This window comes from Erwinia sp. PsM31 (assembly GCF_030433775.1).
Taxonomy (GTDB): domain Bacteria; phylum Pseudomonadota; class Gammaproteobacteria; order Enterobacterales; family Enterobacteriaceae; genus Erwinia; species Erwinia aeris.
In genome coordinates this window covers 17,272-31,466 of the sequence record NZ_JARUWZ010000026.1, presented here as the reverse complement: position 1 = coordinate 31,466, position 14,195 = coordinate 17,272, and the positions used below count along the sequence as shown (strand labels likewise).

General features: G+C 60.2%; 11 protein-coding genes. 1 reads left to right on the top strand and 10 read right to left on the bottom strand.

What is annotated here, in order from left to right; all coding sequences use genetic code 11:
• The first annotated feature begins 24 nt into the window (after window positions 1-24).
• The gene (bsmA, locus tag QCD69_RS17465) at window positions 25-348 is read left to right on the top strand and encodes a biofilm peroxide resistance protein BsmA (RefSeq protein ID WP_301252902.1); all 324 of its coding nucleotides are present in this window, start codon (window positions 25-27) and stop codon (window positions 346-348) included.
• On the opposite strand, the gene QCD69_RS17460 is transcribed toward bsmA, so the two are convergent.
• The 10 genes from QCD69_RS17460 to QCD69_RS17415 all read right to left on the bottom strand — a co-directional run bounded on the left by QCD69_RS17460 (window position 322) and on the right by QCD69_RS17415 (window position 14,170).
• A complete protein-coding gene (locus QCD69_RS17460) occupies window positions 322-1,929 on the bottom strand; it encodes an isovaleryl-CoA dehydrogenase (RefSeq protein WP_301252901.1) in 1,608 nt (535 codons plus the stop codon). The genes bsmA and QCD69_RS17460 overlap by 27 nt on opposite strands.
• 100 nt (window positions 1,930-2,029) lie before the next feature.
• Window positions 2,030-2,764 carry a 23S rRNA (guanosine(2251)-2'-O)-methyltransferase RlmB gene (gene rlmB / locus QCD69_RS17455; protein WP_253455864.1) on the bottom strand — a complete coding sequence of 245 codons (735 nt, stop codon included), beginning with the start codon at window positions 2,762-2,764 and terminating at the stop codon, window positions 2,030-2,032.
• Between the two features lie 68 nt (window positions 2,765-2,832).
• Window positions 2,833-5,286, bottom strand: a complete 2,454-nt coding sequence (gene rnr / locus QCD69_RS17450) for a ribonuclease R (protein ID WP_253455866.1) — start codon at window positions 5,284-5,286, stop codon at window positions 2,833-2,835.
• 19 nt (window positions 5,287-5,305) lie between these two features.
• Window positions 5,306-5,749, bottom strand: a complete 444-nt coding sequence (nsrR, locus tag QCD69_RS17445; RefSeq protein WP_253455868.1) for a nitric oxide-sensing transcriptional repressor NsrR — start codon at window positions 5,747-5,749, stop codon at window positions 5,306-5,308.
• 186 nt (window positions 5,750-5,935) lie between these two features.
• A complete protein-coding gene (locus QCD69_RS17440) occupies window positions 5,936-7,234 on the bottom strand; it encodes an adenylosuccinate synthase (protein WP_253455869.1) in 1,299 nt (432 codons plus the stop codon).
• Window positions 7,235-7,365: 131 nt separating this feature from the next.
• The gene (locus QCD69_RS17435; RefSeq protein WP_125290314.1) at window positions 7,366-7,566 is read right to left on the bottom strand and encodes a DUF2065 domain-containing protein; all 201 of its coding nucleotides are present in this window, start codon (window positions 7,564-7,566) and stop codon (window positions 7,366-7,368) included.
• An 86-nt stretch (window positions 7,567-7,652) separates the two neighbouring features.
• On the bottom strand, window positions 7,653-8,900 hold the full coding sequence (locus QCD69_RS17430; protein ID WP_301252898.1) for an alginate export family protein: 1,248 nt from the start codon (window positions 8,898-8,900) through the stop codon (window positions 7,653-7,655).
• Window positions 8,901-8,914: 14 nt separating this feature from the next.
• Complete coding sequence (locus tag QCD69_RS17425; RefSeq protein WP_301252897.1) at window positions 8,915-11,191, bottom strand: phosphotransferase; 2,277 nt, start codon at window positions 11,189-11,191, stop codon at window positions 8,915-8,917.
• A complete protein-coding gene (locus tag QCD69_RS17420) occupies window positions 11,178-12,995 on the bottom strand; it encodes an ABC transporter ATP-binding protein (RefSeq protein WP_301252895.1) in 1,818 nt (605 codons plus the stop codon). Before QCD69_RS17420 ends, QCD69_RS17425 begins: the two co-directional genes overlap by 14 nt.
• Window positions 12,995-14,170, bottom strand: coding sequence for a glycosyltransferase family 4 protein (locus QCD69_RS17415; protein ID WP_301252893.1), 1,176 nt, complete (start codon window positions 14,168-14,170; stop codon window positions 12,995-12,997). Before QCD69_RS17415 ends, QCD69_RS17420 begins: the two co-directional genes overlap by 1 nt.
• Window positions 14,171-14,195 lie beyond the last annotated feature (25 nt).

Here is a 14,195-nt window from a genome sequence, read left to right as displayed (position 1 = left end):
GGCAGTCCATCAAGAGGAGTGCTTATGTCCAGGTTATCCCTGTTTTTCGTGCTGCTGCTTACGGGCTGTAGCCTGACCCAAACCACGCCGCAGCCGCCCCCGCCGGTACAGGCACAGGCGCAGGAGATCACGCGCGCGCAGAGCATGACGCTGACGCGGCTCGGCACCGTCAGCGTGTCGGTACGCGGCTCGCCGGACGATGCCGCGCGGGCTATTGCCGCTAAAGCCAACGAGGCGGGCGCGAAGTATTACGTCATCCAGATGGTCAGCGAAACGGTCATGCCGGGCCGCTGGTATTCAACGGCGGTGCTTTATGGGCCGTCAGCTAATGCCGGTGGCGCGCAGTAGCAAACGCTGACAGACTTTTTCCGACAGCGGCGCCGGCCCGCGCAGCTGTCGGCACCAGGCGTCGGCTATGCAGGGTTCCAGCTGCCTCATGACCTGCATGCCGCAGGCCAGGTTGAACAGGCTTTCGCAGATTGCACGCGCCTGGGCTTCCTGCGGATGGCGCAGCAGCAGCTTTAACTGGCGCCAGGCACCGTCGAAGTAGCGGCTTTGCCCTTTCACCGCCTCAAACTCTCTGGCCAGCAGCTCCATGGCGGCTGGCTGCTTACTCAGCACGCGCAATACGTCCAGGCACATCACGTTACCGGCACCTTCCCAGATGCTGTTAACCGGCATTTCACGATAGAGCCTCGGCAGCTCGCTCTCCTCGCAGTAGCCGATACCGCCCAGCATTTCCATCGCCTCCGCGACAAAGCTGATGCCGCGTCTGCACACCACGTATTTCGCCGCAGGCGTAAACAGTCGGCTGAAGAGTTTGCCCGCTTCACCGCTTTCCGCCGACCACGCGCCGGCCAGCCGCAGCAGCATCGCCGTCTGCCCTTCCAGCAGCAGGGCCTGCGAGCAGAGCTGCTGACGCATCAGCGGCTGATCGATCAGGCTTTTGCCCTGCACCTGACGCTGATGGCAATGATAAAGCGCAATGGAAAACGCGCGGCGCATCATCGCATGGCTCGCCAGCGCGCAGTCAAAACGGGTATAGCCGCCCATTTTTAAAATCTGCCGGACGCCTTCGCCCTCTTCGCCAATCAGCCAGCCGCTGGCCGCAAAGAACTCCGCTTCGCTGCTGGCATTGGACCGATTGCCCAGCTTGTCCTTCAGCCGCTCCAGATGCACGGCATTACGGCTGCCGTCCGGCAGCAGGCGCGGCAGGAAAAAGCAGGAAAGCCCGCCTTTGGCCTGCGCCAGCACCAGATGCGCATCGCTTTGCGGCACTGAAAAAAACCATTTATGGCCGGTGAGCCGGTATTCGCCGTTGCCCACGGGTTCGGCGCGTGTGGTGTTGCTCAGCACATCGGTGCCGCCCTGTTTTTCAGTCATGCCCATGCCGATAAGCAGCCCGCGCTTGTGCTCGCCCGGCTGCAAATGCGGATCGTAACGGTCGGAAAGCAGCGGCGTAAGCCAGCCGCTAAAAGGCGCAGGCAGATGGGATTTCAGCAGCGGAATAGCGCCGAAAGTCATGGTGACAGGGCAAAGCGTGCCTGCTTCCACCTGGGCGTGCAGGATAAAGCGGGCGGCCCGCGCGACAAAGGCTGCGGGCGGCGCATTCTCCTGCCACGGCAGGTTATGCACGCGGTTGCTGCACAGCCCCTGCATCAGCAGATGCCAGGCGGGATGAAAGCGCAGATCGTCCAGCCGTTCGCCTACAGCATCGTAGCGCAGCAGCTCCGGCGGATAGCTGTTGGCCAGCCTGCCCAGCTCTGACGACTCGGCGCTGCCCAGCTGCTGCCCGACGGACGCCAACAGATCGTTGTCCCAGCCCGCGCCTTCGCGCAGCACGGCCTCGCGCAGCGGCGTATCGGAAAGAAAAAGATTGCTGTTGGTCAGCGGACGGGGCTGATTAAAGACGTGGTGGGTACGGTTCATCCTGACCTCCTTCTGTAGGCACACACTCAGTATGCAAAAGAGGACGGCGCAGGCGAGGAGCAGAGAGGGATTTCGGGGCGCGGATCACGCCCCGGCGTGATTATTTCGCGCGCTGACGCACGGCCTCAAACAGGCAGATGCCGGTAGCAACCGATACGTTCAGCGAGGAAACGCTGCCCGCCATAGGAATGCTGATTAGCTCGTCGCAGTGTTCACGGGTCAGACGACGCATGCCTTCGCCTTCCGCGCCCATCACCAGCGCCATCGGGCCGGTCATTTTGCTCTGGTACAGCGTATGATCGGCTTCACCCGCCGTGCCGACGATCCAGACGTTGGCTTCCTGGAGCATACGCATCGTGCGCGCCAGGTTGGTGACGCGGATCAGCGGGACGTTTTCCGCCGCGCCGCTGGCCACTTTTTTCGCCGTGGCGTTCAGCTGAGCGGAGCGATCTTTCGGCACGATCACCGCATGAACGCCAGCCGCATCGGCGCTGCGCAGGCAGGCGCCCAGGTTATGCGGATCGGTTACGCCGTCCAGGATCAGCAGGAAAGGTTTCTCCAGCTTTTCCAGCAGATCCGGCAGATCGTTTTCCTGATACTGGCGGCCGGCTTTGACGCGCGCCACGATCCCCTGATGCACGCCGCCCTCGACCTGGCTGTCCAGCCACTGACGGCTGGCGACCTGGATCACGATGCCCTGCGCTTCCAGCGCCTTCACTACCGGCTGCAGACGGCGATCGTCACGGCCTTTAAGGATAAACACTTCCTGAAAGCGCTGCGGATCGCTGTCAAGCAGCGCCTGCACGGCATGGAGTCCAAAAACTATTTCACTCATTCACTGTTACTCAACTGGTCGTTACATGCCGCATCCGGGATGCGGCGAGGTTATGCGTCTGCCTGCCTTCAGGATGCGGGCGTATCGGTCTTTTTCGCGGCGCGTTTGGAACGCGTCGCGGCGGCGATTTTACGGCTTTTATCCGACGGCTTGCGCGGTTTTTTCTCGCTTTTCGCGCCGTCTGCCGCACCGGCCTTGCTTTTGCCGTTGCGGAAGGCGCTGTCCGGCTCGAAGTTCACCTTTTTGCCCTGGTCGCGACGGCGTTTGCCGCTGTGCTGGGCGGCGGGTTTCTTCGCCCGATCGCGCTCGGTTTTGCCTTCGCCACGCGGTTTGCGCGCGCTTGAAATCAGCGCGAAGTCAATTTTGCGCTCGTCCATATGTACCGCGTCCACGCGCACTTCAACCGTATCACCCAGGCGATAGGATTTGCCGCCGGACTCGCCAACCAGGCGCTGCCCGATGGCGTCAAAGCGGTAGTAGTCGTTGTCCAGCGTGGAAACATGCACCAGCCCGTCGATAAACAGATCGTTTAAGCGGACGAAGAAGCCGAAGCCGGTAACGCTGGAGATCACGCCGGTAAAGGTTTCGCCCACCTGATCCTGCATAAAGTCGCACTTCAGCCAGTCGGCTACGTCACGCGTCGCTTCGTCCGCACGGCGTTCGGTCATTGAGCAGTGCTGACCAAATTGCAGCATCTGCTGCATTTCATAGTGATAGCCACCGGTCGGCGTGGTGTTGCCCTGCAGCGTGTTGTTCTCTTTCGCCAGCAGATATTTGATAGCGCGATGCAGCAGCAGATCGGGATAACGACGGATTGGCGACGTGAAGTGCGCATAGGACGCCAGCGCCAGGCCGAAGTGGCCGCGGTTTTCCGGGTCGTATACCGCCTGCTTCATCGAGCGCAGCAGCATGGTTTGCAGCATTTCGGCATCGGGACGCGACGAGATCTGCGTCAGCAGCTCGGCGTAATCCAGCGGATGCGGCTTGTTGCCGCCGCCCAGCGTCAGGCCCAGCTCGTTCAGCACGGAACGGAAGCTTTTGATGTTTTCTTCACTTGGACGATCGTGATCGCGGAACAGCGCCGGCTCGTGGTTTTTCTCCACAAAGCGCGCTGAAGCGATGTTCGCCAGGATCATGCACTCTTCAATCAGCTTGTGGGCGTCGTTGCGCGCCACCTGCTCAACGCGCTCGATACGGCGATCGGCGTTGAAGATAAATTTGGCTTCGTCGGTTTCAAAGGAGATACCGCCGCGCTGCTCGCGCGCTTTTTCCAGCACCAGATACATGCGGTGCAGCTCTTCCAGATCCTTCACCAGCGGCTGGTACTGTTCGCGCAGCTCCTGATTGCCCTGCAGGATGCTCCAGACCTTGTTATAGGTCAGGCGCGCCCAGGAGTTCATGACCGCTTCGTAATGCTTGTAGCCGGTCAGCTTGCCGGTGGCGGAGATGGTCATTTCACAGACCATACAGAGGCGATCCACCTGCGGGTTCAGCGAGCAAAGCCCGTTGGACAGCACTTCCGGCAGCATTGGTACCACCTGCGACGGGAAATAGACCGAGGTGCCGCGGTTAACCGCTTCGTCATCCAGCGGCGTGCCCGGACGAACGTAATAGCTGACGTCGGCGATAGCTACCCATAAGCGCCAGCCGCCGCCGCGTTTTCTTTCGCAGAAGACGGCGTCATCAAAGTCGCGGGCGTCTTCGCCGTCAATGGTGACCAGCGGCAGATCGCGCAGATCTACGCGGCCCGCTTTGGCTTCTTCCGGCACTTCTTCCTTCAGCTGGGCGATCTGGCGCTCCAGCGCTTCCGGCCAGACGTGAGGAATATCGTGGGTACGCAGCGCCATTTCGACGGCCATGCCGGTACCCATATTGTCGCCGAGCACTTCCACCACTTTACCGATAGCCTTGCTGCGACGGGTAGGACGCTGCATCAGCTCCACCACCACCACATAGCCCATACGGGCGTTCATCAGCTCTTCCGGCGGGATCAGGATATCAAAGCTCAGGCGGCTGTCGTCCGGCACCACAAAGCCGACGCCGGCTTCGGTAAAGTAGCGGCCGACAATCTGGTTATTACGCGGCTCCAGCACGCGCACTACGCGCGCTTCACGGCGGCCTTTGCGATCGGCGCCCATTGCCTGGGCCAGGATCACATCGCCGTGCATACACATCTTCATCTGCTCGGCAGAGAGATAAAGATCGTCTTTGCTGCCCTCGGCACGCAAAAAGCCAAAGCCGTCACGATGGCCGATAACCTTGCCGCGCAGCAGATCGAGACGCTCCGGCAGCGCATAGCACTGGCGACGAGTGAACACTAACTGTCCGTCGCGCTCCATCGCGCGCAGGCGGCGGCGCAGCGCTTCGGTTTGCTCTTCGCCAGAGATAGAAAGTTCATCCGCCAGCTCTTCACGGCTGGCGGGCTTTTCGCGTTTATCTAAATGGGAAAGGATAAATTCGCGGCTGGGAATGGGGTTCTCATATTTTTCAGCTTCCCGTTCCTTAAATGGATCTTTTGACATAGCGGTTCCTCCGTTGTCATCAGCTGCGGAAAGAGGGTTGCTCAATTCGCAGCAATTGGTAGAGCGGATGGTTGTCGGTAACCAAATCGGCCAGCGTGTAGCCGTCCAGCACGGCGAGAAAACACTGTACGGCCTCGTGCAGCGCCGTTTTCAGGCGGCAGGCCGGGGTGATGTGGCAAAAGTCACTGTGGCAGTTCACCAGCTGGAGCGGCTCCATATCGCGGACGACCTGGCCTATCACGATCTCGCTGGCCGGTTTACCCAACCGGATGCCGCCGTTTTTGCCCCGTACCGCAGCGACATAGCCTGCCCGACTCAGCTGATTGATAATCTTAACCATATGATTACGCGAGACGCCGTAAGCCCCGGTGACTTCCGTGATGCTGGTCATCCTGCCTGCGGGCAGCGCGGCCAGAAAAATCAGCGCGCGTAAACCATAATCAGTGAAACTTGTTAGCTGCACGGTTACCTCAACGGCACGGCGCTAAACGCGCCAGCAATCCGCTCAAAAATGAGTGTGTTGTCAATGATGATAAACCAGCCTTCGCATTCGAGGCCATTTTATTTCAGTAAGCGCTGATAAAGAGAGGGCGGGACGAGAGAGCGGGAGAGGAAATCAGGCCGGATATTGTCCGGCCTGGCTAACATCTTATGCGTCAAAAGGGTCACGCAGGATCATCGTCTCGCTACGGTCAGGACCGGTAGAGATGATGTCTACCGGCACGCCGGTCACTTCTTCAACGCGCTTGATATAGTTGCGCGCCGCCTGCGGCAGGCCTTCCAGCGTTTTCACGCCAAAGGTAGTTTCGCTCCAGCCCGGCAGGGTTTCATAAATCGGCTCAATGCCTTCCCAGCCTTCTGCTGCCAGCGGCGTGGTGGTCACTTCGCGGCCGTCCGGCATACGGTAAGCGACACAGATTTTAACTTCTTTCAGGCCATCCAGCACGTCCAGCTTGGTCATGCAGAAACCAGACAGCGAGTTGATCTGCACCGCGCGACGCACGGCAACCGCATCCAGCCAGCCGGTACGACGACGACGGCCGGTAGTGGCGCCGAACTCGTTACCCTGCTTGCACAGGAATTCGCCGGTTTCGTCGAACAGCTCGGTCGGGAACGGGCCTGCACCAACGCGGGTGGAATAGGCTTTTACGATGCCCAGCACGTAATCCACATAGCGTGGGCCCAGACCGGAACCTGTCGCTACGCCGCCTGCGGTGGTGTTAGAAGAAGTTACGTACGGATAGGTGCCGTGATCGATGTCCAGCAGCGTGCCCTGCGCGCCTTCAAACATGATCAGGTCACCGTTTTTACGCGCGCCGTCCAGCAGTTCGGAAACGTCCACCACCATGCCGGTCAGGATATCGGCAATGGCCATGATATCGTTCAGCACTTTGTCGTAGTCGACCGCTTCTTCTTTGTAGTAGTTCACCAGCTGGAAGTTATGGTACTCCATCACTTCTTTCAGCTTGGCCGCAAAGGTTTCTTTATTGAAAAGGTCGCCAACGCGCAGACCGCGACGGGCAACTTTGTCTTCATAGGCTGGGCCGATGCCGCGACCGGTGGTGCCGATCGCTTTGGCACCGCGCGCTTTTTCACGCGCCACGTCCAGCGCGACGTGATATTCCAGGATCAGCGGACAGGCTTCGGAGATAAACAGGCGGTCGCGTACCGGAAAGCCGCGATCTTCCAGACCCTTCATCTCTTTCATCAGCGCGGCCGGTGAAAGCACCACACCGTTGCCGATGATGCTGGTTACGTTTTCACGCAGAATACCAGAGGGAATTAAATGGAGGACGGTTTTTTCACCGTTGATGACCAGCGTGTGGCCCGCGTTATGACCACCCTGATAGCGAACCACGTATTTCGCACGTTCGGTCAGCAGGTCAACAATCTTTCCTTTACCTTCGTCACCCCATTGGGTGCCCAGTACGACGACGTTCTTACCCATTTCTAAAATCACCGATTGCTTAAAAATGGATTCTACCACCGTAAAACACGTCTTTCAGCTCTTTTAGCACACGTTTGCGTACTTTTTTCCCCGTCGCGCGGTCCGGTGCCGACGGGCGCTTTTTCGTACCGTTATCCGCCGCCGTGGACGCTGACGCTATACCAGATCACCAGGCCGGCGACCACCAGCCCGCCGCCGAAACGACGCAGTAATCGGTCGGGAACCTGCGCCATCGTGAGGATCAAACGCCGCCAGATACGCGGCAGCAGCATCGGGCCAATCCCTTCTAAAATCAGCACTAATGCCAGCGCTAACCAAACATTTGCATTCATAAATGACGATCCGGAAAAAAGAGCCGTAGTATGCCACGGCTTTTTACCGGTTTGGCCGGGAAAATGAAAGAAATCATGTTAAAGCGCTAAAACTGTATTCCCGCTTTCAGCCACCACGAGCTGGCGCTGCTGGCGTGCTCGCTGCGTTGCCCTGAACCGTTATAAAAGCGGGACGAAGGCGCAAACCAGGCGGCGCTGGCCTCTATTCGGATATGCGGCGACGCTCGCCAGCCCGCCACGATATCCAGCGCCGATCCCAGCTTTTTCGTACTCAGACGATCGTATTTAGCCTGCAGCGCCGTACTGTTTTTGACCTGCTGGCCCAGGCGATCCTGACGGTAGTAATGGCCGATAACATCAAGCGAAAGACGGTCAGTGATATTCACACCCACGCCTGCGGTGAGGATATGGATATTGCTTAGTTCAGGATCGAGCGTGTCGCCATAGATTTTATATTTCGCCAGGCCGCCGAACCGGGCCTCGTTCCCCTGTAATCCAGTCTGTCGATAGCGCCTGGAAATGTTATCGCCATCGCGGTCGCCGCTGCCCCAGGCGTAGCCCAGCGTCAGCCGGGGACGTAACGCTATCTGTTTAAAGGTCAGCGTGACGCCGCCGTCCAGCGCATAGCCCCGCAGCGCCTGCCGCGCTTTTTGCCCGCGTACCGCGCCGATATCCAGCCAATGGCTGACCGGTGCCTGCGGAGGCGACCAGGATCGCAGCCCCATGTTGAGCTGCCTGTCGCCTTCTGCGGCGCGATTATACTGCCAGAAGCTATAGCCGCCGACTCGCCACTGTGGGTTGATCCCGTAACGAGAGAACAGCATCAGCAGCGTGGTCTTATCGCCGCGCGTGTGGCTATCCAGCAGGTTTCGCTGCCAGTAATTGACGCGTCCCACGCCTACTGCCGTTTTTAGCGCATCGCCAAAGCGCGCATGGACGCCATCCACGTTTTCATCAACCAGCCATTCCCGCTCGTCGCGCAGCAGCCAGCGCCCCAGCCGCAGTTCGGTTTCCGGCAGCAGCAGGTTATCAACACGCAGCCAGAGCTGGTTGAAGTTCAGCGTATCGGTGGTATTGCCGCCGCTTCCCGTCTGGCGCTTTCGTTTCTGGATCAGCTCCAGCTCGCTGAAAAAAGAGACCGGCTCGTCTTTAAATCCCCGCACGTTCAGCCGCAGCGTCGGCTCGGTTTCTGTTTGATTGCTGCGATCTTCGCCATATCTGAGCTTGCTGTTCTGCAGCGTTTTCGCCTCGTAAATCGCCCGCCAGTGAAAGCTGACCGGCTCTGCCTGCGCCTCGACCGGGTAAAAATGCGGCAATACTATAAGTACAAGCACGCCGCGCCGGATCATCAGCATCCTCTCCGTGCAGCCGCGTGCTTTAGCCGCGCCTCGCAAAGCGCCAGCAGACTGGCCGTTGTGTGGTGACGTTCAGGAAAGAGCAGGCTGATGGCGATATGGCGCGCCAGCGCCAGCGTGGTAAAAATGCTGATATTAGCGATATCCGCTGCGGCCGATCGCGCCAGCCAGGCCGCCAGAAAAGCATCTTCATGCACGGCCAGCGCTTTGTCGTCGCCGTAGTCCCGCAGCGCCTGCTCGCGCAGATGAGCGATATAGTTGCCTGCATCCAGCGATGGCGGCCCCAGGGCGGCAAGATCGAAATCCAGTACGGCAAGCTGCCCTGGCCGTGCGTCCGTCAGCAGCAGCTGGGCGGGATAGAAATCACGATGGAGAAAAAGGCCGGGCGTGGGGCTTAGCGCCAGCGCCAGCTGCTCACAGGCGCGGCTGACGTCGGCTATCCTGGCGGCCCATGCAGGGCGCGTCGTCGCGGCCTGTTTCAGCTGCTGCCGCAGCGTCTCCAGCTCGTCTTTTACCGACCAGCGCTTACCCGCAACGGCCCGCTGCGCGGCGCGGCTGTGCTGTAGCCGGGCCAGCGACGTGCCGACCAGCTCGCCCGTTGCCGCCAGCTGTTTATTATCCGGCGACAGCGCTTCGGTGACGCGCTCACCGGCGATATGCTGCTGGAGCCAGAGATTTTGCGCTTCGAGCACGGCCAGAGGCTCAGGCACGATAATATCGCTGTCACCGCTAAAACCGTTGCGCCACAGCGCCTGCTGGACAAGAAAACCATGCGGCTCGAACCCTTTATAACGGTATTTGCCAATAATGCTCAGTTCGTCCGGCGCTGATGTCCAGCGCCAGGCCAGCACTGCGCGACGACCGGGCTTGTGGGTAACGAGCGTAGCCTCCTCCAGCATGGCGGCGGCAGGCAATCCCAACGCCTGACGCAGCAGCGGCGCTATGCGCGGCTTGCTCAGCAGCCCGGACAGCGTCGCTGCCGGATCGGCGGGCGGCTCGCGCTGCGCCATCAGCTCTCCGGCCCGCTGCAACAGTTCGTCGATATGCTGCGGCCAGCCCGCCGTGCGCTTGCGAAACGGTTCAGCGGCCAGCTGCAACAGCGCCAGCGCCGTATAATCAGCCAGCAGCGGCGGCAGATGGCCGCGCTGCTGACGATATCCCTCATGTAGTGCGGCGACAATCCGCCTGGCCTGGTTTGGCGTCAGCGTTTTCTCAATGACCTGCAGTTCCAGCCTGGCCTGAAAAGCGGCCAGATCGACGGCGGGATGACCGGCTGTGGCTCTGTCCCAGTCAATCAACCGCAGCTGGCTCTCCACGGTGCGTTTGACCACCTGATCGACAGTGAAATCGCCGTGGATAACCACGCGCCGGAACAGGCGACCCGTCAGTTTTTTTGCCAATCCGGTTAACAGTGAGATAAATTTTTCTTGCTGGATGGGCGCCACAACCTTCAGCGTGTTCAGCACCTGCCATGCGTCCCTGATGCCGTCCGGCAGCGGCGCGTCTGGCAGCGATATTTTCAGGCTGTGCAGCCTGGCCAGTTTGCCTCCCAGCAGGAAAACATCCTGCTCCGTCAGGTTGCCGGCCTGCTCCACGCACAGCGTTTCCCCCTCAATCCAGCGGGCGATCAGCAATCGTTGCTCGGGCAGCGCCGCCAGCAGTTCAATTTCGCCGGTGGCGTGCCCCAGCCGGTTGCCTGTCAGCATTGCCTGATAACGTTCATCGCTGGCAAAACGCAGCGTGGCCCAGGGCCGACCGTTGCAGCGCAGCAGCGCCAGCAGCCTGCGTTCCGGCTTATAGCGCAGGATGTTCAGCTCAAGACGCGCCCCGACGGCAATGTCAGGCAGCCAGCTGCGCAGCTGCGCGTCCCGCTCACGCGAGCCATTCAGCAAAGCGAGGCCGGGAAGCGCGCGATCGTGCTGTGGATAGCTCAGGATGATCCCCAGCTCGGGAATAGCCAGCGGGGCAAAAGGATCGCCGTTGTTAATGAGCTTTTGCCGTCTGGGATGCCGCCAGGAAACCTCGAAGCGCGTCAGCGTCAGCGCCTTGGCGGCCAGCCAGCGCCGCTGTCCGTCAGCGAACTGGAGGATCAGCGTTGCGACGCAGCTGGTGGCGGGTTTATAACGGATATAGTCGATTTTAAGCGAGCGCAGCCCGGCAAACGGCGGTAAAGCACGTATTTTTGCCGTCAGCAGATCTTCATCAAATAGCGCCGCCAGCCCCGGCAGGTCGCCGTCTTTCCCGATCGGTTCATGTTTATCCCGTAGCATAGGATACGTCCCTGTTGTTGCTTTGCTGTAGTGCCCACAGACAGGCGTAGCGCCCGCGCCTTTCCAACAGCAGCTCGTGCGTGCCCTGCTCAACGATTTCGCCCTCTTCCATTACGAGGATCCTCTGGGCTCGCGCGGCAAAGGAAAGGTTATGCGTTACGATAATCGTGGTGCGGCCAGCCATCAGTCGGGTCAGCGCGCCGGTCAACCGATGCTTGCTTTCGCAGTCCAGGCCCGTATCCGGCTCGTCCAGCAGCAGCACCGGGCTTTGCCTGACGGCGGCGCGTGCAATCGCGATACGCTGGCGCTGGCCGCCGGACAGCGAGTGTCCCCTTTCGCTGAGCACGGTGTCGTACCCCTGCGGCAGCCGCATAATAAACTCGTGCGCGCCTGCCAGCCTGGCGGCGGCGTAAACCTGTTCATCCGTCACGGCTTTCAGCGCCGCCATGGCAATATTTTCCCGAACGCTCAGGCCGAATAACAGGCTGTCCTGAGGCACATAGCTGATATTTTGCCGCACGCTTTTAATCGTACAGTGCCGAATATCCCGCCCGTCGAGCAGAATACGGCCCGCCTGCGGATCGTACAGCCGCAGCAGCAGGCTAAGCAGCGTGGATTTCCCCGTGCCGGAAGATCCGACAATAGCCAGCGACTCGCCGACGCCCAGGGAAAAGCTGATATGCCGCAGCGTGCCGTGCTGTTGCGAGGCCGAATAGCTAAAGCCGACGTCTTCGCAGCAGATTTCGCCGCGAACGCTGACCGTCTGCGCGTCCGGCCGATCGACAATTACCGGCCGGACATCCATCAGGCTGGTGACGCGCTCGCCTGCGGCCAGCGCTTTGGACAGGCGTCCGGCATATTTAGCGTACTCGCGCACGGGCCGAAATGAGTTTTTAAGGTAGGAGACAAAAATCAGCAAATCGCCGGGCGACATCCGGCTTTTCAATACTTCGCTTGCGCCATAATAGAGGACCGCTGCCGTGGCGAAAGCGATGATCAGATCGGCTTTCCGTTCCAGGCCCGCCAGCAGGCGACGGGACTGTACGTTTTGCCGCAGGCTTTTTACGTCGTCAACCGCGAAACGGCCGGCGGCGACGGACTCCAGCGACAGCGCCTGCACCACGCCTATCGCACCGAGAAATTCAGCGGCGCTGGCAGCCAGCGCCCCTTCCCGCTTGCGCTGATCGCGGCTGACCTTATGCACCTTCACGCTGGTGCGACGAATGCTGAACAGCAGCAGCGGCATCAACAACAGCGACAGCAGCGTCAGTTTCCAGTTGATATAGAGCATCATGCCGAACATGCCGGTCAGGATCAGGATATTCGCCAGCATGGGCACCATCGCCGTAATCATCGCCTCGCGCAGCATGCCGATATCGTTGATCAGCCGCGTGGTGAGATCGCCGCTCTTCGCCTGATGATGAAAGCTTAACGACAGGCTTTGCAGATGACTGAACAGCGCCTGACGAAGCATGCTGATGATGCGATTGCCCGCCATCGCCAGGCCGACGGTGCTCAGGTAGCTCAGGCTGGCTTTGACGGCGGCAATCAGGATGACGCTGCCGGCGCAAAGCAGCAGCAGACCCGCCGCGCTAAAATGGCCAACCAGCGTATTCAGCCTGCCCGTAACCGGCGCGCCAGGCTGCGCCAGCACCTCGTCGATAATAAAGGCCAGCGGCCACGGCTCCAGCAGGCGCATGCCTGTCGCCAGCAGCAGGAAAAGGAGCGAACGCACGATTAAGCCGCGCTGCTGGCGAAGCCAGGGAGCGAAACGGGCAGCAACGGGCAGCCAGGGCAGAGACATTAGCTTGCGCTCCCGACAGGCATTTGCGCCAACCGCAGCGTCTCGCTGACTATTTTATCCCAGCTGTGATGCTCCGTGACGAAGCGTCGGGCGGCTACCCCCAGGCGCTGGCGCAGCAAAGGCTGGTCCACCAGCTGCCGAAGCAAAACGCAAAGCGCCGTGGCATCGCCCGGCTCTACCAGCATGCCCGTGACGCCGTGGTCAATCACTTCGGCAAGATGGCCGACCCGCGTTGCCACAACCGGCAGCTGCGCGGCCATATACTCATAGATTTTCAGCGGCGAAAAGTAGAAGTCCGCCAGCTGCGGATAGGGCGCGACGGCAATGTCTATCCTGTTCAGCCAGTCCGGCACCGTCGCCGGGCTAACGGCACCGGCGAAAGCGACGCCGGAAATCGCTCTCGCCTGCACCGTTTTTTGCAGTTTCTGCCGCTGTGGCCCATCGCCAACAATCAATAGCCAGACGTCAGGACGCTGCAGCTGGAGCAGTACAAAAGCATCCAGCAGCGTTTCTACGTCGTGCCAGGCCTTAAGCGTGCCGACAAAGCCGATGGTTATCGCTCCCCAGCTGGTTTCCGGCTGTGGCGGCGCGATGGGAGGCCGAAAGCGCAACGGATCGACACCGTTAGCAATAATGTGGATGCGTTCAGCAGAACCGGTAAAGTCAGTCAGCCACTTTTTTACGCCGGGCGAAACGGCAATAACCACCGTCGCGCTGGCAAGCAGCTTTTTCAACACCGCCACGGCCTTCTTTTCTGCCACCAGCTCGCGGTAGCGTTTTTGTTCCTCAATCAGCGGCGCGTTGACTTCCAGCACCGTGCGCCAGCCCTGTCGGTGCGCATACGCCAGTCCGGCGAAGCTCCACAGGGAATAGCGTTCATAGACCAAATCAAACGGGCCTTCCGCCTGGAGCGCCTGCTCCAGCTGAGAATTAACGGCCAGCGCCGTTTCAACCCGCGTCAGCGCATTGTCCACCGCTGGCGGATCGAAGGGATCGAGCGAAACAAGTTTGATCCCTTGCAGATCGTCGGGCGGCGTGGCAATGCGACGAGCAAAAAGCACGATCTTCGCGCCCTGTCGGAGAAGCGCGCGCAGCACTTCCTGAATATGGACGGATGCACCCTTACAGCCAAAAACGGGGATCCCGCTATCTGCACAGATGAAAGCAACTCGCATAAATGAAAATCCTTTTTTCATACGC